At 40.0% G+C, this 18,959-nt stretch carries 19 protein-coding genes; 10 read left to right on the top strand and 9 right to left on the bottom strand.

Annotated elements, in window-relative coordinates; all coding sequences use genetic code 11:
- Nucleotide 1: 1 nt before the first annotated feature.
- The 4 genes from obgE to V4596_04975 all read right to left on the bottom strand — a co-directional run bounded on the left by obgE (nt 2) and on the right by V4596_04975 (nt 3,636).
- On the bottom strand, nt 2–1,036 hold the full coding sequence (obgE, locus tag V4596_04990) for a GTPase ObgE (GenBank protein ID MES2768483.1): 1,035 nt from the start codon (nt 1,034–1,036) through the stop codon (nt 2–4).
- An 82-nt stretch (nt 1,037–1,118) separates the two neighbouring features.
- Complete coding sequence (gene rpmA, locus V4596_04985) at nt 1,119–1,397, bottom strand: 50S ribosomal protein L27 (protein ID MES2768482.1); 279 nt, start codon at nt 1,395–1,397, stop codon at nt 1,119–1,121.
- A 32-nt stretch (nt 1,398–1,429) separates the two neighbouring features.
- Nucleotides 1,430–1,975, bottom strand: coding sequence for a 50S ribosomal protein L21 (rplU, locus tag V4596_04980; GenBank protein MES2768481.1), 546 nt, complete (start codon nt 1,973–1,975; stop codon nt 1,430–1,432).
- Between the two features lie 119 nt (nt 1,976–2,094).
- Nucleotides 2,095–3,636: an Rne/Rng family ribonuclease gene (locus tag V4596_04975; GenBank protein MES2768480.1), complete on the bottom strand. Its 1,542-nt coding sequence runs from the start codon at nt 3,634–3,636 to the stop codon at nt 2,095–2,097.
- Nucleotides 3,637–3,697: 61 nt separating this feature from the next.
- Between V4596_04975 and V4596_04970 the strand changes: the two genes are divergently transcribed.
- Complete coding sequence (locus tag V4596_04970; protein ID MES2768479.1) at nt 3,698–4,813, top strand: type IV pilus twitching motility protein PilT; 1,116 nt, start codon at nt 3,698–3,700, stop codon at nt 4,811–4,813.
- Here the strand turns inward: V4596_04970 and V4596_04965 are convergent.
- The 3 genes from V4596_04965 to V4596_04955 form a co-directional block, all read right to left on the bottom strand.
- Nucleotides 4,810–5,259 carry a hypothetical protein gene (locus tag V4596_04965; GenBank protein ID MES2768478.1) on the bottom strand — a complete coding sequence of 150 codons (450 nt, stop codon included), beginning with the start codon at nt 5,257–5,259 and terminating at the stop codon, nt 4,810–4,812. The genes V4596_04970 and V4596_04965 overlap by 4 nt on opposite strands.
- Before the next feature lie 150 nt (nt 5,260–5,409).
- A complete protein-coding gene (locus tag V4596_04960) occupies nt 5,410–5,793 on the bottom strand; it encodes a hypothetical protein (protein ID MES2768477.1) in 384 nt (127 codons plus the stop codon).
- A 4-nt stretch (nt 5,794–5,797) separates the two neighbouring features.
- Nucleotides 5,798–6,085 carry an acylphosphatase gene (locus V4596_04955; protein MES2768476.1) on the bottom strand — a complete coding sequence of 96 codons (288 nt, stop codon included), beginning with the start codon at nt 6,083–6,085 and terminating at the stop codon, nt 5,798–5,800.
- A gap of 27 nt (nt 6,086–6,112) precedes the next feature.
- Between V4596_04955 and deoC the strand changes: the two genes are divergently transcribed.
- Complete coding sequence (gene deoC, locus V4596_04950; GenBank protein ID MES2768475.1) at nt 6,113–6,901, top strand: deoxyribose-phosphate aldolase; 789 nt, start codon at nt 6,113–6,115, stop codon at nt 6,899–6,901.
- Nucleotides 6,901–8,193 carry a thymidine phosphorylase gene (locus V4596_04945; protein MES2768474.1) on the top strand — a complete coding sequence of 431 codons (1,293 nt, stop codon included), beginning with the start codon at nt 6,901–6,903 and terminating at the stop codon, nt 8,191–8,193. Before deoC ends, V4596_04945 begins: the two co-directional genes overlap by 1 nt.
- Nucleotides 8,194–8,213: 20 nt before the next feature.
- On the opposite strand, the gene V4596_04940 is transcribed toward V4596_04945, so the two are convergent.
- The gene (locus V4596_04940) at nt 8,214–9,338 is read right to left on the bottom strand and encodes a hypothetical protein (protein ID MES2768473.1); all 1,125 of its coding nucleotides are present in this window, start codon (nt 9,336–9,338) and stop codon (nt 8,214–8,216) included.
- A 189-nt stretch (nt 9,339–9,527) separates the two neighbouring features.
- Between V4596_04940 and V4596_04935 the strand changes: the two genes are divergently transcribed.
- Both V4596_04935 and V4596_04930 read left to right on the top strand, forming a co-directional pair.
- Nucleotides 9,528–10,349 (top strand): purine-nucleoside phosphorylase, encoded by an 822-nt coding sequence (locus V4596_04935; GenBank protein MES2768472.1) that lies wholly within the window; start codon nt 9,528–9,530, stop codon nt 10,347–10,349.
- Between the two features lie 134 nt (nt 10,350–10,483).
- Complete coding sequence (locus tag V4596_04930; GenBank protein ID MES2768471.1) at nt 10,484–11,710, top strand: S8 family peptidase; 1,227 nt, start codon at nt 10,484–10,486, stop codon at nt 11,708–11,710.
- Here V4596_04930 and V4596_04925 read toward each other — a convergent pair.
- Nucleotides 11,707–12,264, bottom strand: a complete 558-nt coding sequence (locus V4596_04925; GenBank protein ID MES2768470.1) for a GNAT family N-acetyltransferase — start codon at nt 12,262–12,264, stop codon at nt 11,707–11,709. The genes V4596_04930 and V4596_04925 overlap by 4 nt on opposite strands.
- Nucleotides 12,265–12,439: 175 nt before the next feature.
- Between V4596_04925 and asnS the strand changes: the two genes are divergently transcribed.
- The 5 genes from asnS to V4596_04900 form a co-directional block, all read left to right on the top strand.
- Complete coding sequence (gene asnS, locus V4596_04920) at nt 12,440–13,729, top strand: asparagine--tRNA ligase (GenBank protein MES2768469.1); 1,290 nt, start codon at nt 12,440–12,442, stop codon at nt 13,727–13,729.
- 62 nt (nt 13,730–13,791) lie between these two features.
- Entirely contained in the window at nt 13,792–15,348 is a 1,557-nt protein-coding gene (locus V4596_04915) for an acyl-CoA carboxylase subunit beta (GenBank protein ID MES2768468.1), read from the top strand.
- An 11-nt stretch (nt 15,349–15,359) separates the two neighbouring features.
- Nucleotides 15,360–16,856: an acetyl-CoA carboxylase biotin carboxylase subunit gene (accC, locus tag V4596_04910; GenBank protein MES2768467.1), complete on the top strand. Its 1,497-nt coding sequence runs from the start codon at nt 15,360–15,362 to the stop codon at nt 16,854–16,856.
- Between the two features lie 17 nt (nt 16,857–16,873).
- On the top strand, nt 16,874–17,398 hold the full coding sequence (locus V4596_04905; protein ID MES2768466.1) for an acetyl-CoA carboxylase biotin carboxyl carrier protein subunit: 525 nt from the start codon (nt 16,874–16,876) through the stop codon (nt 17,396–17,398).
- A gap of 16 nt (nt 17,399–17,414) precedes the next feature.
- Nucleotides 17,415–18,959 (top strand): methylmalonyl-CoA mutase family protein (locus tag V4596_04900; protein ID MES2768465.1); only part of this gene is annotated, 1,545 nt, incomplete at its 3' end.

The following is an 18,959-nucleotide window of genomic DNA, read 5'->3' as shown; positions in this document are numbered from 1 at the left end:
ATTATCCTTCTGCTGCTTGCAAAGCTTGTTTATCGATTAATTTTTTTAAAGCAAAAACCACGTCTTTCAGTCCGTAGCCGCTAAGGCCCGAAATCATAAATACCTTGTAACCTTTTTTCTCGAATGATCTTTTAATTCCTTGGAGTTCATCAGCATCTACAATGTCACACTTGTTGAGGGCAACGATCTGCGGCCTTGTTGCCAAAGGCTCTTCCGATTGCTTGGTGTCATCGTAGGCCTTTAATTCATGATTAATAAGCTCAAAACTTTCCATTGGCTTGTATTCGTTGAACTGACTCACGTCGATTAAATGTAAAAAGCATTTTGTTTTTTCGATGTGTTTTAAAAATTTCACTCCTAAACCAGCACCTGCATGCGCTCCTGGAATTAACCCTGGAATGTCCGCCACCACAAATGTGGTGTAATCTCCAGAATCCACTACACCAAGATTGGGAACAAGAGTAGTGAACGGATAGTCTGCCACTTTTGGGCGAGCCGCGGAGATTTTAGAAATGAGCGTAGACTTCCCTGCATTCGGGAATCCAATAATGCCTACGTCTGCTAGAAGTTTTAATTCAATTTTGATTTCTCTTTTTTCCCCAGGCTCTCCAGGTTGAGCAAACATAGGTGCTTGGTTGATGGAGTTTTTGAAGAAGTTGTTTCCTTTTCCACCACGGCCACCCTTAAGGTAAACGTACTCTTTGCCGTGCACAGTAAGTTCTAATGTATCGTCGGAATTTTTCTCACGAATAATAGTGCCGATTGGAAATTCTAGAATGACATCTTGACCATCTGGTCCTGTGTGTCTCGAGGCTCCTCCGGGTTCACCGTCGCTAGCTCTAAAAACTTTTTTGTATTTTAAACCCAAGAGGGAATTCAAGTGAGAGGTTGCTTTAAAAATGACACTGCCTCCACGACCGCCATCACCACCGTCGGGTCCGCCACGCGCAACTAATTTATCTCTACGGAAACTGACTTTGCCCGGGCCCCCTCTCCCTGACTCGACAGTTATCACTGCTTCATCTACAAACTTCATCTTTATCCTAAAATAAAAAAAGCACGCTTTATGGGCGTACTTTTTTTATGTGTTGTCTTATGCTGATCGGAAAGCTCTTAAATTAAGAAGCTTTTCCCGCTGCTACTGTTGTTGGAACAACTGAAACTTTAAGTTTCGTTTTGTTTACACGTTCAAAAAGAACAGTTCCTGCTGCTACGGCAAAAATCGTATGATCTCTTCCAAGACCTACATTTTTACCTGGCTGAACTTGTGTTCCTCTTTGACGAATAATAATCATTCCTGATTTTACAGTTTCGCCACCAAATTTCTTTACGCCTAATCTTTTACTTTGTGAGTCTCTACCGTTTCTGGTACTACCGCCCGCTTTTTTCGATGCCATGATGTCTCCCTAAATTACTTACTTTTTCTGAATTATTTTTTTGTTGTTTTCTTTTTCTTCGCTGGTGCTTTTTTCTTAACTACTTTTTTAGCTTTTTTCTTAGGAGCAGTTACTTTTTTCGCGATTTTCTTTTGAGATTTCGCAGTCTTCTTCGCAACTCTTTCTTCTCTTGATAGAGCTTGAAGTTTTGCTTCGTGAGCTTCCATTCTCTCTAGTTTTTTCATTGGATCAATGACGTGTGCTTTTGTTTCAGCTTTAACTGTTTGTCCGCCAGCAGTGATTGATAATACGAATAATTGAGTGAAAGGTTGTCTGTGACCATTCATTCTTCTGTAACCTTTTCTTCTTTTCTTTTTTAAGATTAGAATTTTAGGTCCACGATCTTGTTGAGTTACAACAACCGTAACTTTTGCGCCTTTCAAAGCTGCTGGCCCGATCAATGGTTTATCACCACCAACCATAAGAACGTCATTTAAATCAAATTCTTCACCAAGATTCTTGTCAATTTTTTCTACAAGTAATTTTTGTCCGGCCTCAGCGCGATATTGTTTTCCACCGGTTCTGATAATTGCGTACATGTATAACTCCTGTCCTAACTATTTCGGTCTTCTAAATCTTAAATAAGACCGAATAAATGCCACATGGCATTGGTTACTGTCAACGGATGATTCCAAGAAAATGCTTAAATTTTGGAGGCTTACATCTCAATTTCAAACTGCTCAACGTGGAATTCTGATTCTACTTTAAAAATAATGCGCTTCATTATCTTTTTCTCCAGTTGTTCCAAGGAGATAGACTCTTCATCATAAATCCAATCGGCCACCGTCGGGTGACAATGAACCAGGATCGAATCCGAATTGCTCTTTAACATATAGATGTCGCGCTCGATTTGTCTAAAAATTTCACCACTGACCGTGTTTTTATTCTTAATATAGCCCTTCCCGTCGCAATAATTGCAGGGCTCGCAAAGAGCTTTAAGAAGCGAAGGTCGCACCCTTTTTCTGGTCATTTCCACTAATCCCAGGGAAGACATACCGGTGATGCTTGTCTTTGCGCGGTCTTTCTTGAGTTCTTCTTGAAGCGCCTCTAGAACCTTTTCACGGTTCAGCTCTTTTTCCATATCGATAAAGTCAATGATTACGATACCACCGCAGTTTCTGATTCGTAATTGATGGGCGATCTCTTTTACCGCCTCGAGATTTGTCTTTAGAATTGTATCTTCGAGGTCTTTTTTGCCGACGAATTTTCCTGTGTTCACATCGATCACAACCAAAGCTTCAGCCTCGTCAATGATGATGTATCCACCAGATTTCAGCCAAACTTTTCTGCCCAATGACCTTGATACTTCTAGATCGATTTCGTACTTATCAAACAGCGGTTGGGCTGCGCTATAGAGCTCCACTTTGTTTTTAAGTTTTGGCATAAATTGCGAAATGAATTTTGATACTTTTTTGTAAACTTCGGCGTCGTCAACGATCACTCTCGTTACGTCTTCGTTCAAAAGATCTCTCACCGCTCTCAATTCTACGTCAAGATCCGAGTGAATAAGACCAGTGCCTTTTTTCTTTTGATAGTTTTTTTGTACCTCTTGGCTAAGCGAAACTAAGTATTTCACATCGCTTTCGATACTTTCTTCCGTTGCACCTTCGGCAGCTGTTCTGACGATAAACCCGCCTTGAGCGGGCATGTGTTTTTCTACGATTTTTTTAAGTCTTTCTCTTTCGCCTTCGTCTTCGATTTTACGAGAAACTCCGAGGTGATTGAGCGTTGGCATAAAGACAACGTGTCTTCCGGGAAGTGATAAATGCGTTGTGATTCTCGCACCCTTTGTGCCGAGAGGATCTTTTGCCACTTGCACTAGAATATCTTGGCCTTCGCGAAGTAAATCCTGAATCGGAGGACGAGTTTCATCTTCTTTTTGTTCCGTTGAATTTTCGTCAAAAAGAATTTCGCCGGATTTTTCTTGGTTTTCGTCTTCATCCCAAATGAATTCAGAGTTATTGCCGCTGATGTCTTGCCTTACATCACCTACATACAAAAAAGCTGCACGATCTAGACTAACGTCCACAAACGCTGCCTGCATACCTGGTAAAACTCGCGCGACTTTTCCTCTAAAAATAGAGCCTACTAGACCTCGAGACTGAGTTCTCTCGATCATTAGGTCCGTGAGGACGCCGTTTTGAATGAAGGCGACTCTAGTTTCGTTGTGTCTGACATGGATTAATATTTCGGATGACATGGATCACATGCTAGACGTTTGTCGGTGTTTAATCAATCCGATTTTTCGCCGATAGGAAGTTATGGCAAAGCTTGATGATTTATTCAAAATCATGAGAGATCAGAGCGCATCTGATCTTCATATCACAACTGGTGCGCCTCCATACCTTCGTGTTCATGGAGAAATGGTGAAATTGAACTATCGTGATTTGTCTGCTGACGAAACTCAGGCACTTCTTTTTGAAATTCTGACTGAGAGACAAAAGAAAAATTTTGTTGAAAATTGGGAGCTCGATTGCACCTATGCTGCTCCCGGCGTAGGCAGAGTGCGCGTGAATATTTTTATGCAAAGAAAAGGGCTCGGCGGATCTTTCCGTTCGATTCCAGATGAAATTTTACCAATCGAAAAATTAAATTTACCAAGATCAATTCTAGATATGGTTTCTGTGGACAGAGGCTTAGTACTTGTCACGGGTCCAACGGGTTCGGGGAAGTCGACAACGCTTGCTTCGATGCTCGATTACATCAATCAAACAGAAAAAGGTCATATCATTACGATTGAAGATCCAATTGAATTCGTGCACCAAAATAAAAACTGTCTCGTGAATCAAAGAGAAGTTTCTTCTCATACGAAATCTTTCGCGAAAGCTTTAAAGGCTGCACTGAGAGAAGATCCAGATGTGATTCTGGTGGGTGAAATGAGAGATTTAGAAACTATTTCGTTAGCGATGACTGCTGCAGAAACGGGTCACTTGGTTTTAGGAACACTTCATACTAACAGTGCTGCTAAAACTGTGGATAGAATTATTGATATTTTCCCTTCAGAGCAGCAAGCGCAAGTGAGAACGATGCTTTCTGAAAGTTTACGTGGAGTGGTTGCTCAAACATTATTTAAGAGATTCGATAGACCGGGCCGTGTGGCTGCCGTTGAAGTATTGTTAAATAACCCTGCGGTTTCAAATTTGATTCGTGAGGGTAAGACGTTCCAAATTCCTTCGATGATGCAAACTGGTAAGGCGCAAGGCATGGTGAACTTTGAAGGCTACATCCAGGATTTAGTTAAGGATGGCAAAGTGTCGAAAGACGATGCATTGAAATTCTTAGGTAAGGCCAAGGCGCAAACTGCACAGCAAGTTGCTGATGCCAATCCAACGCCCGTACCTCCAGGATTAACTCAAGTTATTAAGAAGCCGGCTTAGGGATTCAAAGCATCTATTCTAGAAGCTACTTCGTTACCAATTAGACGAATTTCTTCAACGTTTCTTTTACAAGAATTTTTCATCCCCCTATGAGAACCTTCTTCATGAAAACTAAAGCTTTGACGAGTTAAAAGATGTGCATCTACTATAGTTTTATCGGTTGTCATGGCATCGTAGGATTCTTGGGATAAAGTTTTTAATGCTCCAGCCACTTGTCCAGCCATATCCGCAGTAGTTTTTGCTACATCAAAAGAACAATAAAGTTCGGCCGCCGCCACATTCCAAGTCAATCTTACGAGAAGAAATCCTGCTGTTTCAATTCTTAAGGCATGACCATAAGCAACTTTGTACTCCTTGCTTGTACTAGTATTAAACTCTAAGCGATCTTTTGCTTGCGCGGCAAAAGATAAAGATAAAGCTATAGCCAAAAACAATGATTTTTTCACGTAACCTCCGGGTTTAGATAATTTATATACGAATACATAGCAATTTTCGTACCCAAGGAAACACCTTTTAAGTAGATGCTGATATTGGAAGCGTGAATATACTTCAGCTTTTTAGATTTTTGTGAGCATTTTTCCGTGTTATATTAAACACTAAAAAGTTAAAGTGTAAGAAGCAAGTTGTGGCACTGGCTTAAAGTCAGCACTCTCTCTGTTTGTAGGGCTGAAGTACAAGGGATCCAATGTTTCCCCAAGATATTCTTTGGGCTTAGTCGCCGTATTGTAAGTCACATATATAGTTCCAAACACTACGCCAACAGCAAATCCAATAGCAATATTTCCTAGATGATCTTGTGGTCTACCGTGAAAAGACAAAGTGCTCAGACCAAGAACTGCGCCGCCGAGGCCCGATAAGAAAATCATCGTGAGTTGTTTTTTGGGACCAATTTTTGATGTGCTTTGATTATTGTTTTGAGCAAAACTTTGTGTAGAAACTAAAAGCACTACAATCATTGAGCATAGAATATTCTTGGTCACGCGTTCACTCCCCGTCAGGTTCAATAGTAAAAGTATCGCAATGGATGGATTTAGAATCAACATCAATAATCTCTATATTATTTACTTTTGAACGAGCTGGCCCTTTTTTCAATTCTACGAGGAATTTCTGAAATACCGACTCTTCAGCGTAACAAGCCAGGATCTCAACATCGGAACTGGAAAGATTACGCGCCCACCCAGTGATTTCGAGCGCCGACGCAATTTTCATGGTGTAATTGCGAAATCCTACGCCCTGAACCTTTCCTGATACAAATATTTGTTTTGATTTCATAGAATTTTAATCTATATCTTAAGACACATGAGCATGCATCGAAATATTTTGCCTAAAGACATTTTAAACACCGAATTGAAAGCTTTAACTGAAAAGTTATTTTCAGATTCTAAAACTATTTTTACCAAAAAATATGATATCGCTCATCCACTTAACCATTATATCGATCAAACGCTTTTAAAAGCAGAGGCCACACAAAAGCAGATTGAAGAGCTTTGTGTGGGAGCCAGACGACATGCTTTCAAAGCAGTCTGCGTTCAGCCTCATTATTTAAGTAAGTGCAAAGAACTTTTGCGCGGAACCAACGTACTGCCGATCACTGTGGTGGGATTTCCTTTGGGTGCTAACAACACTTCTACAAAAGTTTTTGAAGCTCAATATGCCGTAGGCCAAGGCGCCAAAGAGATCGATATGGTGATTAATATTTCTGCGCTTAAGAGTGGAGAATATGACTTTGTTTTTCAAGACATCCGGCAGGTCGTGCAAGCTGCACAAGGAACTCCCGTAAAAGTCATTGTTGAAACTGCGTATCTTACTCAAGAGGAGAAGATCTTCTTGTGTGCCGCAGTTCAACTTTCTGGTGCAAAATACATTAAGACTTCTACTGGCTTTGCACCGACTCATGCACAAATTGAAGATATAAAACTATTCAAATCTCTTCTGAATGAGAAAATCAAAGTTAAAGCCAGTGGCGGAATTAAAACTTTAGAGCAAGCCAAGGCCTTCATTGAAGCCGGAGCCGACAGAATCGGCACCAGCTCTGGTATAGAAATCATTAAATATGAATCCGGTGATTCTGAAAATAAGGATTACTGATGCTTGCAGTTGAGATTCTGACTAAAAAAAGGGAAAAGAAAGAACTCACCCAAGAAGAAATCAATTTCTTTATCCAAAGTTTTGTAGAAGAAAAAATTCCTGATTATCAAATGTCTGCATTCCTCATGGCGGGATATTTGAATGGATTTACTTCTCAGGAAACTTATTATCTTACAGATGCAGTCATGAATTCTGGTAGCCTTCTGGATTTTTCGAAAGAAAACTTCCAAACTGTAGACAAACATTCCACTGGGGGCGTGGGAGACAAAACCAGCTTAATAATAGGTCCTATTGTTGCTGCTTGTGACATTGGAGTTCCGATGATCGCAGGTCGTGGACTTGGTCACACTGGCGGAACGATTGATAAGTTAGAATCTATTCCTGGATTCAACTGTCACTTGAGTTTAGAAAATTTTAAAAAACAAATTCAAAAAAATAGACTTTGCATTATCGCGCAAACAAATGAAATTTGTCCGGCAGATAAAAAAATGTATGCGTTGAGAGATGTCACCGCAACCGTGGAATCCATTCCTTTGATTTGTGCCTCTATCATGTCCAAAAAATTGGCCGAGGGAATTTCTTCTCTTGTTCTTGATGTGAAATTTGGAAACGGCGCCTTTATGAGCACCTTAGAACAAGCGAAGAGATTGGGCCTCAAGCTTAAAGAGATTGGCGTGAATGCAGGAAGAAAAATAACTGTCTATTTAACCTCAATGGATCAACCTCTCGGAGAGTATGCTGGAAATTCTTTGGAGATTGAGGAATGCCTTTCGATTTTAAAGAATGGACGCTCGCCGATGTTCGAAGACACGCGTGAGCTATCATTAATTTTGAGCGCAGAGATGCTTCTTCTTTCTGGGAATGTAAAAACTTTTGAAGACGGTTATAAAAAGGCCACGCAAGTTTTAGAGAGCGGAAAGGCTTACGAGAAATTCGCGGAGACTTGCAGAATGCAGGGCGGGAATCTTTATAAACTTCCAAAGCCCACAAAGTTTTTAGAAATCAAAGCGACAGAAGAAGGCTATGTGGAAAGCTTTGACACAAAAAGTGTCGGATATGCTGGAATTATTCTTGAAGCTGGAAGACAAAAATCTTCGGATAAAATCAATCCTGTGGCAGGAATTCGTATTCATAAAAAAATTGGAGATAAGGTTTCTAAGGGCGATGTACTTTGGACACTTACTAGCAATGAAACAACGTATTTCGAAGAATCGAAGAAAAGACTGGAAAATTCTATTCAGATTGATGATACACCGTCCACAAATTTTTCTTTGATTGGTGAAAAATTATAAACTAAAAATCATGCTCTCTTCTACTCAGTTTTTGCTTTCGAGGCTAGAAACTCCTCGATTCTAAATTCCTCAAATTGAGTTGAGGTTTTGGAAAGAGCGCTATTTAAAATTTCTAAATACTCTTGCTTTGTTAATATGATATCATATTGAGTATTCTTTAGTGGATTAGCCAAGTCTTCGTATACCTCAGAAATCTCTTTTTCATGTCCTTTTTTAATTAATCCTGCTCGTTCTCCATAGAATTCTTTTAGCATTTCCTCAAGCGTGACCTTCTCATGTCTACGTTTAAAGACGTATGCATACAGCAAAACAGTTTCATCGTGAGTCAGCTTCAAGCCGGGAGATGACAAGAACTTCTCAAATTTGACATATCTTGCTCTGTCGGCAGGGCTCAACCTGCTCCAAGCTGCCAGCAGCTCTTGTGCATGCAGTAAATCGTGTATAAAATAGTCATGCGCATCACGTCCTCCTCTTCCATCAAAAGTAGACCTCGCATTCAATGTCATTCCCAGAGGAACTAACTCTACACCTAAATCAATAAAATCTTTTGGGGTTAAGTCTGCAAACAATGGAAATAACTGCAACCCCTCTTCTTTATAACCCTCGAATAAAAAACGATAAGCAATCAAATCTTCTTCGAAATTTTGTTTTATTTTCTGAGGCACAGTGGAACCCTTCTGTGCTGATATTTTTTTTATCAATGCATTTCCAATAAACGACTCAGAATTTTTAAGTGCGATGAACTTCGAAATCGCGTAATTGATTCTAATGTAATAGTCATGGGTTACTTTATGCTCTGCTTGATGCAAACTAATGTTTTGTAAGATGGCTTCCAAATAGAAACTTGCGCCTTCGATTTTTTTTAATTCTGAATCTTTTTGATGAAAATCACGTTTTAATATCTTTATAGTCTCTGAAAGCATATTGGATAGAAATTCATTATGATCTCTAAGCGCATCCGATTTCTTGAGCTTCTCCATCTCGCCATCTTTAAAGAGTTTTTTCTTTAGCCATTCTATATTTTGAATATGCGAAATTCTCTTTGTGGCCGAAGGTTTTTCTGTAATTTTTGAAGAGCTTTTCGTTGAAAACAATGATTCACATTGATTTCCTGCAAACGCATGAGGGTAAATCAAAAACGTCATAATTAAAAGAATTTTGAATGGCCTCAAAGACATCATAATCTATGATATTTAAAAGCAAAAAGAGGGCCAGCCCCTAGAATGATGTTTGATTTAGGACTTTAAAAATTTGTGATGACCGAGAATTGTTCATCACTATATAGTGTTTGTACGAACGCAACATTTAGGCAGCTATTGCCATAAGGAATCTTTATGAATCTTCAGGAAACAGTTCAGTACATCGAGAGTAAAGTTGGGGTAAAACATCCAGCAGAGAAACCAAAAATTGGTTTTATTTTGGGCTCAGGTTTGGGAGAATTTGCTGATCAACTGGCATCTAAAAAAGTGATTCCTTTTAAAGATATTCCGCACTTTAAAAAGCCAAATGTCGCTGGTCATTCTGGCGAAGTGGTTTTTGGAAAAATTGGAAATATTCCTGTTGTTGCTCTCAAGGGCCGTATTCATTTTTATGAAGGACATTCGACGGAAGAAGTGGTTTATCCGATTCGCACCCTAGCAAAACTTGGAATTGAAACTCTCGTGGTAACAAACTCATCAGGTGGACTAAAACCAACTATGAGACCGGGTGAATTTATGGTGATTTCTGATCACATCAATCTCACAGGCCAGAATCCTTTGATCGGTCGTAACGATGATTCTCTCGGACCAAGGTTTCCAGATATGACAGAGGCCTACGATAAAGAATTATCAAAAGAAATGATGTCTGTTCTTAAAAAAATGAAAGTGAAACATTCTAAAGGTATTTATTGTGGCGTCCTCGGCCCTTGCTATGAAACTCCAGCAGAAGTAAAATTCTTGCAAAAGATTGGTGGCGGAGCCGTAGGTATGAGCACCGTTCTAGAGGTAATTGCAGCAAAACACATGGGTTTAAAGGTGGTGGGATTAAGCTGTATCACCAACGCCGCCTCTGGAATTTTGGCTAAACCTCTCAATCATAAAGAAGTCACTGATGCCGCTCAAAAAGCCGCAAAAAATTTCATCAGAGCATTAACCGATTTTACAAAGTCGATTTAAAAGGTACCTATCTTTTAAATCGACTTTCTTTTGGTCTAAGGTCCTGTGCTGTCTCAAAATGATTTTACCGAAAAGTGTATGTGAGACGTCTCATACATGGAGCTCTTTGCAAGAGTTCATTGGGAAGGTAAAGCATGGATCGCTTTTTAAGGATTTACTCTATATTATTCATTCTGATCGTTATTTTTGTTGCGACAGGATGCTCGAAGCAAAAAACTGGCGAACTGAAAGTATTTCAAGAAAACCCTGCGAACTGTGAATCAACATCTCACAAAACAAGATATGTCGTTAAGAAAAAAGACGGAAGCATTGTTCGGGTTTACGCAAAATCTCGAGAAGAAATGTTAGAAAAGTATGTTCGCCCAAAATTGGAAGAATTAGAAATTGTTGAAAGCGATCAAATCATTTACGCCAATGATTTGATTCTGGGCAAAGGAGAAATTACTCCTAACGCTCAAGAAACTTGGGGCGCCGAAAGAATTCAAGCCAGTGCTGCTTGGAATAGCGGAATCAAAGGTCAAGGTGTCATTGTTGCTGTGATTGACTCCGGAGTTGAGCTCACTCATCCATCTCTTTCTTCAAAAATATATACAAACATTGCCGAACAAAATGGTGCACGTAATGTTGATGATGACGGAAATGGCCTAATTGATGACATTCGTGGATGGGATTTCGCGGTGGAATCACCAACCAATCACGACACTTCTGGACACGGAACTCACGTGGCCGGAGTAATTGCCGGTTCCCACACAAGTGGTCCAATGAAAGGCATTGCTCCTGATGTAAAAATTCTTCCTTTGGATTTTATGGATGGAGCTAGCGGTTACACAAGTGACGCTATTGAATCTATCAATTACGCAAAAAAAATGGGTGCAAAAGTAATCAACGCAAGCTGGGGATCATCCTTTTGCTCAAAAATTTTAGAAGACACAATCAACTTGCTCGTCCTAGACAATGTACTCTTTGTAGCAGCTGCGGGAAACAATGGAAATGATATTTCTAGATACCCAGAATTCCCTGCTGCTTTCCAAAGCTCTGCGCAGATTACTGTCGGTGCAATCACAAAACTTGGATTTATGCCTTCATTTTCGAATTGGGGCCAGCTCGTAGACGTGATGGCTCCTGGCGACGAAATTTTAAGCTCTTACCTCCATAGTGATTACGCATATCTCTCTGGAACAAGCATGGCAGCTCCCTTTGTGAGTGGCCTTGCCGCACTTCTTATTGGAAAAAATCCAAATCTCACCGTGGGACAACTAAAAAGTATAATCCTAAATAGTGTTACAAAAAGAAATTATATTGTAAAAACCGAAGGTGAAATCAACGTTCCACAAGCTTTGACTGTGCTTAACAATCTTTAGATTTTCTTTGTGATATAAAGATCATCGTGGAATTTGCCATCGATAAATGCAAATTCTTCTTTGGAGCCCGTGATTTTAAATCCGAAATTTGTGTAGAGTTTTACTCCGCGATCATTGCTTGCGCGAACTTCTGCGCGAATGTGCGTATAACCCATTTTCTTTGCTTCACTCTCGAGAACTTCTAAAAGTTTTCTAGCCAATCCTTGCTGCCAGAATTCTTTAATCACTGTCATTCCAAAATAACAATTGTGCTTGAGCCATGGATGATCTTCGATCGAATGAACGGGCCAGAAATCCATCTGCGCAATAAATCTTCCCTCAAACTCAACATCCACACACAGGCTTTTGCTCGAATCTGCAGCTTTTTGAATTCTCGCACGCGTAGCAGTTTCCTCAAGAACGGGCTGTCCCGGGAATTGAAATGTATTTTGTGATTCCATCTTGATGAGATTAATAAAATCTCTCATCTTTACCCATTCATCAGGGATCGGAGATTTCAACAAAACTTCTCTGCCATCTTTGAGTTTAAATTTTTCTGGAATTAACTTTGCCATCTGAGAACGAATTTATTCGATCTGTTGCATAGACACAACAGGTTTTTTGTTGCTGCGCGCAACAATCTTTTTTCGTTATTACTTTACCCTAAATTTCCATTCGAATTGAGGTTGAATCTCGCTTGAGCATAGGACCGAAACTCGATATACATTTAAGCTTCAAAAAAGGATAACTATGCGTACATATATCAGCGATCTAAAAAACTTTGTGGGCGAAAAAGTAACCCTCAAAGGTTGGGCCTACAATGTCAGGTCTTCTGGAAAAATTAAATTTTTGCTTTTAAGAGATGGCACCGGCCTTTGCCAATGCGTTTTCTTTAAAGGCGGATGCACGGAAGAAGCTTTTAATAATTTTGAACAGATCACTCAAGAGACTTCTGTGTTCGTAACAGGAACCGTGAAAGCAGATCCAAAACAACCCGGTGGCTATGAATTATCAGCAGAGAGTTTTGAAATTTACGGGAAATCTGTAGACTACCCGATCACTCCAAAAGACCATGGGACAGATTTCTTAATGAACAATCGCCACCTTTGGCTGAGATCAAAACGTCAAGTCGCAATTTTAAAAATTAGACACACGATCATTAAAGCCATTAGAGATTTTTTTGATAATGATGGATTTACTCTTGTTGACTCTCCAATCTTCACACCCAGCGCGTGCGAAGGAACATCAACGTTATTTGAAACAAAATATTTTGATTTAAAAGCTTATCTTTCTCAATCAGGACAACTTTACGGCGAAGCAAGTGCTGCCGCTCTTGGTAAGGCTTATTGTTTTGGCCCAACATTCAGAGCAGAAAAGTCTAAAACCAGAAGACACTTGATTGAATTCTGGATGGTTGAACCTGAAGTTGCGTTCAACGATCTTTGGGATAACATGGAGCTTGCTGAGAAGTTTGTGGAATACATTGTGCAAACTGTGGTTAAGCATCACGAAGAAGATTTAAAAACTCTAGAACGCGACATCGAAAAATTAAGAAAGATCAAAGCTCCTTTCCCAAGAATTCACTACAAAGAAGCTGTTGCCATGATCAAAAAAGAAAATCCAGACTTTATCGATGGTGATGATTTTGGTGCTCCGGATGAAACAATTGTTTCTTCAAAGTTTGATCAGCCTGTATTCGTTCATCACTTCCCTGCGCCGATCAAAGCTTTCTACATGAAAGAAGATCCGAATGAGCCAGGATACACTATGAGTTGCGATCTTTTGGCAACAGAAGGTTACGGCGAGATGATCGGTGGCGGTCAGCGTGAAGAGAGTGGCGAAGTTCTTATGAAGAAAATCGCTGAGCACAAGCTCAATGAAAAAGATTTTGAATGGTATTTGGATTTAAGAAAGTACGGGACATTCCCTCACTCAGGATTTGGTCTTGGCGTTGAGAGAACGGTTGCTTGGATCTGTGGATTGCCTCATATCAGAGAGTCAATTCCTTACCCAAGAATGTACGGCAGAATATATCCGTAAACTTTATTTATAAAATATTTTAATTTTAGGAGTCGCCACAGCGACTGCTGCAAGAGGATAAAATGGAATTAACTACGAAAGACAAAATTCTTGAATTAGAAAAGAAAAATGAGATTGCCTACAGGGGCGGCGGCGAAGAGCGCTTAAAGAAACAAAAAGAAGGCGGAAGACTTTCTGCTAGAGAGCGCCTTGATGTTCTTTTAGATCCAGGAAGCTTTGTTGAAATGGATCGTTTTGTTACACATCGTTCGACAAACTTTGGAATGGCCGATAAAAAGATTCTCGGGGATGGTGTTATCACTGGCTACGGCAGAGTGAACGGAAAACTTGTTTATGTTTACTCTCAAGACTTCACGGTGTTCGGTGGTTCACTTTCCCAAACTCAAGCAAACAAAATCTGCAAAATTCAAGAGATGGCTCTAAAGAATGGCGCTCCGATGATTGGGATCAACGATTCGGGTGGCGCAAGAATTCAAGAAGGCGTTGAGGCTCTTGGTGGATATGCTGATATTTTCTTAAACAACACGATGGCCTCTGGTGTGATCCCACAAATTTCTGCAATCATGGGACCATCAGCTGGTGGCGCGGTTTACTCACCTTCAATTACTGATTTCGTATTTATGGTGAAGGACACAAGCTATATGTTTGTGACTGGCCCTGATGTTATTAAAACTGTAACTCACGAAGATGTAACTAAAGAAGCACTTGGCGGAGCATTGACTCACGCTTCCAAGTCTGGCGTTGCACACTTTGCAACGGATAACGATAAGCACTGTCTTTTGATGATCAGAGAACTTTTAAGCTTTATTCCATCAAACAACTTGGATGATTCGCCAATCATTCCCACAAAAGATTCTCCAACAAGAGTTGAAGAAAAATTAAATACCTTAATCCCGGATTCTTCTAAAAAACCTTACGACATGAAAGAGCTAATTAAACTTGTAATGGATGAAGGTTATTTCTTTGAGGTTCATGAACACTACGCTAAAAATATTTGCGTTGGGTTCTCAAGACTCAATGGTAAGAGCGTTGGTATAGTAGCCAACCAACCGCAAGTTCTTGCTGGATGTTTGGATATCGAAGCTTCTAAAAAAGCTGCGAGATTCATCAGATTTTGTGATGCTTTCAATATTCCAATCATTACTCTCGTCGACGTTCCAGGATTCTTGCCAGGAACAAATCAAGAGTGGAACGGAATTATCACTCATGGAGCAAAACTTCTTTATGCCTATGCGGAAGCAACAGTTCCAAAGATCACACTGATCACAAGAAAAGCTTACGGTGGCGCTTACTGCGTGATGGCGTCTAAACATTTACGCTCAGACATCAATATGGCTTACCCATCTGCAGAAATTGCGGTGATGGGTCCAGAAGGTGCCGTGAACATTATTTTCAGAGAAGATATTAAAAAATCTAAAGATCCAACAAAGACTAGAAAAGAGTTAACAGATAATTACCAAGAGACTTTTGCAAATCCATACAGAGCCGCGGAGCTTGGTTATATTGATGAAGTCATCGAACCTTCAGTGACCAGAGTGAGATTGATCCAGTCTTTAGAAATGCTAAAAAACAAACAAGAAACAATGCCAAGAAAAAAACACGGCAATATTCCACTGTAAGGGAGCAAAGTATGTTTAAAAAAATATTGATTGCTAACCGTGGAGAAATTGCTCTGAGAGTAATTAGAGCTTGCCGTGAATTAGGAATTAAATCCGTAGCGGTATTCAGTGAAGCTGATAGAAATTCTCTTCATGTGATCTTGGCAGACGAAGCTTATTTCGTAGGGCCTGCTCCATCTAAAGAATCTTACCTGAACGTAGATAACATCGTAAAGGCTTGTAAAGATTCAGGCGCAGAAGCTGTTCACCCTGGTTATGGATTCTTATCTGAGAACACGGACTTTGCAGCTAGACTTAAAAAAGAAGGAATAGCTTTTATTGGCCCTTCTCCAGAATGTATCGACATGATGGGTGATAAGATCACTGCAAAAAAAACAATGCAAAAAGCAGGTGTACCAACAGTGCCTGGAAGTGCGGGATTGGTTCCGACGGCTGAGGATGCAATCAAAGTTGCAAAAGAGGTTGGCTACCCAATTCTCATCAAGGCAACTTCTGGAGGCGGTGGAAAAGGAATGAGACTTGTGCACAAAGAAAGCGAAGTGAAAGCTGCTTTTAAGGCCGCACAAAACGAAGCTAGGAATTTTTTTGGTGATGATCAAGTTTATATCGAACGTTACGTCCAAAATCCTAAACATATTGAAATTCAAGTTTTTGGAGATAAACAAGGAAATGTCATTCATCTTTACGAAAGAGAATGCTCAATCCAAAGACGTCACCAAAAAATTATCGAAGAATCTCCAAGTCCCTCTGTACCAAAAGATGTTCGAGAGAAAATGGGAGATATTTCTGTAAAGGCTGCAAAAGCCATTGGGTATTACAGCGCAGGAACCTTCGAATTTATTTTTGACAGCATCACAAAAGAATTCTTCTTTATGGAAATGAACACCAGGCTCCAGGTGGAACATCCGATCACTGAGATGGTGACAGGAGTTGATTTGGTAAAAGAACAAATCAATGTGGCTTTCGGAAAACCCTTAAGCGTAAAGCAAACTGACATAGTACAACGTGGCCATGCGATCGAGGCACGTATCTGCGCTGAAGATCCCGTGACGTTCACTCCAAACCCAGGATTAATCAGACGCTGCCGTCACCCTCAAGGTCCTTTTATTAGAGTGGATTCTTATGCATACCCAGATTACGAAATTCCAATTCATTATGATCCAATGATCGCAAAACTCATTGCTTGGGGTCATACAAGAGAAGAGGCCATTCAGCGTTTGAATAGAGCTTTGGATGAATTCACTTTGACTGGAATCAAAACCAATATTCCATTACACAAATCAATCTTGGATCACAAAAAATTCCTAGATGGATCTTATACAACTCAATTCATTGAAAAAGATTTTGGTGATTTGAAGGATATGTTCAGGTTCTTAGACGATCGCGTATTCCTGATCTCAGCTGCTATTGAAGCCTACAACGGTTACAAAGAGCGTGGAAGCTGGAAGCACAATGAACTTCCAAGCAAATGGAAAAATGTTGGCCGCGATAAAGCACTCAGAGGATAAATTAGGAAGGGTTAATCATGGATTTTCAAGCGAAACTAAAAGGTAAAGACTATCTCATCCGAGTTGACGAACAACCGAAGTACTGGGGAATTACTCTTCAGGAAAAGGGTCAAAAGGAAGAGTTTCATAAGATTCCAAAAGAACATTTCAAAAGAATGGACCAAGGCGTGAGCTTTCTCTTCGACGAATCATCTTACATGGTGGACGTTGTTGGCGAAGGAACTCAATACACTGTCTACACAAGGGGATCTTATAGAGAAATTCCTCTTTACAACGACGAGAGCTTGCTCCATGAAAGCTTAAAGGGCGGCGGCGCGATGGGCGCTTCTGACAGTTTAAAATCAGGAATGCCCGGCAAGATCGTAGATATTATGGTTGCCGTCGGCGATAATGTGGAGCCAGGACAACCTCTCCTCATTATGGAAGCAATGAAAATGGAAAACGAAATGAAAGCCACTCATCCATGTGTCGTAAAAGAAATTCTTGTGAATAAGGGTGACTCTGTAGAATCAGGTGCGCTCCTTATCAAATTTGAAAGTTAGACGAATGTCTCTAAAGGTGAATAAAAATTTTAAAACATCATCAGAAATCGAATTAAAACCATTCTACACTTCTGATGATACAAAAACCCTACAAGAACCTCCGACGCCAGGAAAATATCCTTTTACACGCGGAGTTTACGAAACAATGTACCGTGGTCGTCCGTGGACAATGAGACAATATGCAGGTTTTGGTTCTGCAAAAGAAAGTAACAAGCGCTATCATGAGCTTCTCAAAAAAGGTCAAACGGGCTTGAGCGTTGCCTTCGATCTTCCTACGCAAATGGGTTATGACTCTGATCATATTATGTCAACAGGTGAAGTTGGAAAAGTGGGAGTGGCTATTTCTTCGATTGAAGATATGGATTTACTCTTAAAAGACATTCCTCTCGATAAAGTTTCCACATCGATGACAATCAATGCAACCGCCAGCATTCTCCTTGCCTTTTATATTGCCACCGCAAGAAAACGCGGAATCGATATGGATAAAATCTCAGGCACAATTCAAAATGATATTTTAAAAGAATACATTGCTCGTGGAACTTATATTTATCCAGCAAAGCCTTCTTTAAGAATCATTACAAATATTTTTGAATATTGCGCAAAGAACGTTCCTCAATGGAATACCATCAGTATCTCTGGCTATCATATTAGAGAGGCTGGAAGTACTGCGGCTCAAGAAGTTGCCTTTACAATAGCTAACGGGATCACTTACGTAGAAGCGGCGATCAAAGCAGGCTTAAGCGTAGATGAATTTGCTCCAAGATTATCTTTTTTCTTTAACGTTCATAATAATTTTTTTGAAGAAATCGCAAAATTCCGAGCTGCTAGAAAAATGTGGGCTGAGATTATGAAAAATCGCTTTGGCGCCAAGAGTGAAAAATCTATGATGTTGAGGTTCCATTCTCAAACTGCAGGATCAACTCTCACCGCACAACAGCCTGAGAACAACATCGCAAGAGTTACTCTTCAGGCTATGGCTTCAGTTCTTGGTGGAACACAAAGTTTACATACAAACTCTATGGACGAAGCGCTGGGCCTACCAACTTCAAAATCCGCAACTATTGCACTCAGAACTCAACAAATTATCGCTTATGAAAGTGGTGTGACTGCTGTTTCAGATCCACTTGCGGGCTCTCATTATGTTGAAGCCCTAACAGCTGAAGTTGAACAAAGAGCTACGAATTACATTCAAAGAATTGAAGATTTAGGTGGAGTTTTAAAATGTATTGAGAGTGGCTGGATTCAGAGAGAAATCCAAGAAGCAGCTTACAGATTCCAAAAGGACTTTGAGTCAAAAGAGGCCATTGTTGTCGGCGTGAATGAATTTCAAATAGAAAATGAAATGCCCCCTGAAATAATGAAAATTAAATCTGCTGTCGAGAAGGAGCAAGTTTCTCGCCTAAAGGCATTTAAAAAGAAACGTAAATCACTTGGCGTAAAAACAAAACTAGAGCAGCTAGCTAATGCTTCTAATACGAATGAAAATTTAATGCCGATCATCATAGATTGCGTCGAAAACAAAGTTACGCTTGGCGAAATTTCCGACACTTTAAGAAAATCT

It is taken from the genome of Bdellovibrionota bacterium, assembly GCA_040386775.1.
Taxonomy (GTDB): Bacteria; Bdellovibrionota; Bdellovibrionia; order Bdellovibrionales; family JAEYZS01; genus JAEYZS01.
The sequence above is the reverse complement of the archived record's forward strand: the minus strand, read 5'-3'. Positions and strand labels throughout refer to the sequence as shown.

Coding starts and splice junctions, on each gene's coding strand:
- obgE (MES2768483.1), bottom strand. CDS start 1,036: ATGAAGTTTGTAGATGAAGCAGTGATAACTGTCGAGTCAGGGAGAGGG.
- rpmA (MES2768482.1), bottom strand. CDS start 1,397: ATGGCATCGAAAAAAGCGGGCGGTAGTACCAGAAACGGTAGAGACTCA.
- rplU (MES2768481.1), bottom strand. CDS start 1,975: ATGTACGCAATTATCAGAACCGGTGGAAAACAATATCGCGCTGAGGCC.
- V4596_04975 (MES2768480.1), bottom strand. CDS start 3,636: ATGTCATCCGAAATATTAATCCATGTCAGACACAACGAAACTAGAGTC.
- V4596_04970 (MES2768479.1), top strand. CDS start 3,698: ATGGCAAAGCTTGATGATTTATTCAAAATCATGAGAGATCAGAGCGCA.
- V4596_04955 (MES2768476.1), bottom strand. CDS start 6,085: ATGAAATCAAAACAAATATTTGTATCAGGAAAGGTTCAGGGCGTAGGA.
- deoC (MES2768475.1), top strand. CDS start 6,113: ATGAGCATGCATCGAAATATTTTGCCTAAAGACATTTTAAACACCGAA.
- V4596_04945 (MES2768474.1), top strand. CDS start 6,901: ATGCTTGCAGTTGAGATTCTGACTAAAAAAAGGGAAAAGAAAGAACTC.
- V4596_04940 (MES2768473.1), bottom strand. CDS start 9,338: ATGACGTTTTTGATTTACCCTCATGCGTTTGCAGGAAATCAATGTGAA.
- V4596_04935 (MES2768472.1), top strand. CDS start 9,528: ATGAATCTTCAGGAAACAGTTCAGTACATCGAGAGTAAAGTTGGGGTA.
- V4596_04930 (MES2768471.1), top strand. CDS start 10,484: ATGGATCGCTTTTTAAGGATTTACTCTATATTATTCATTCTGATCGTT.
- V4596_04925 (MES2768470.1), bottom strand. CDS start 12,264: ATGGCAAAGTTAATTCCAGAAAAATTTAAACTCAAAGATGGCAGAGAA.
- asnS (MES2768469.1), top strand. CDS start 12,440: ATGCGTACATATATCAGCGATCTAAAAAACTTTGTGGGCGAAAAAGTA.
- V4596_04915 (MES2768468.1), top strand. CDS start 13,792: ATGGAATTAACTACGAAAGACAAAATTCTTGAATTAGAAAAGAAAAAT.
- accC (MES2768467.1), top strand. CDS start 15,360: ATGTTTAAAAAAATATTGATTGCTAACCGTGGAGAAATTGCTCTGAGA.
- V4596_04905 (MES2768466.1), top strand. CDS start 16,874: ATGGATTTTCAAGCGAAACTAAAAGGTAAAGACTATCTCATCCGAGTT.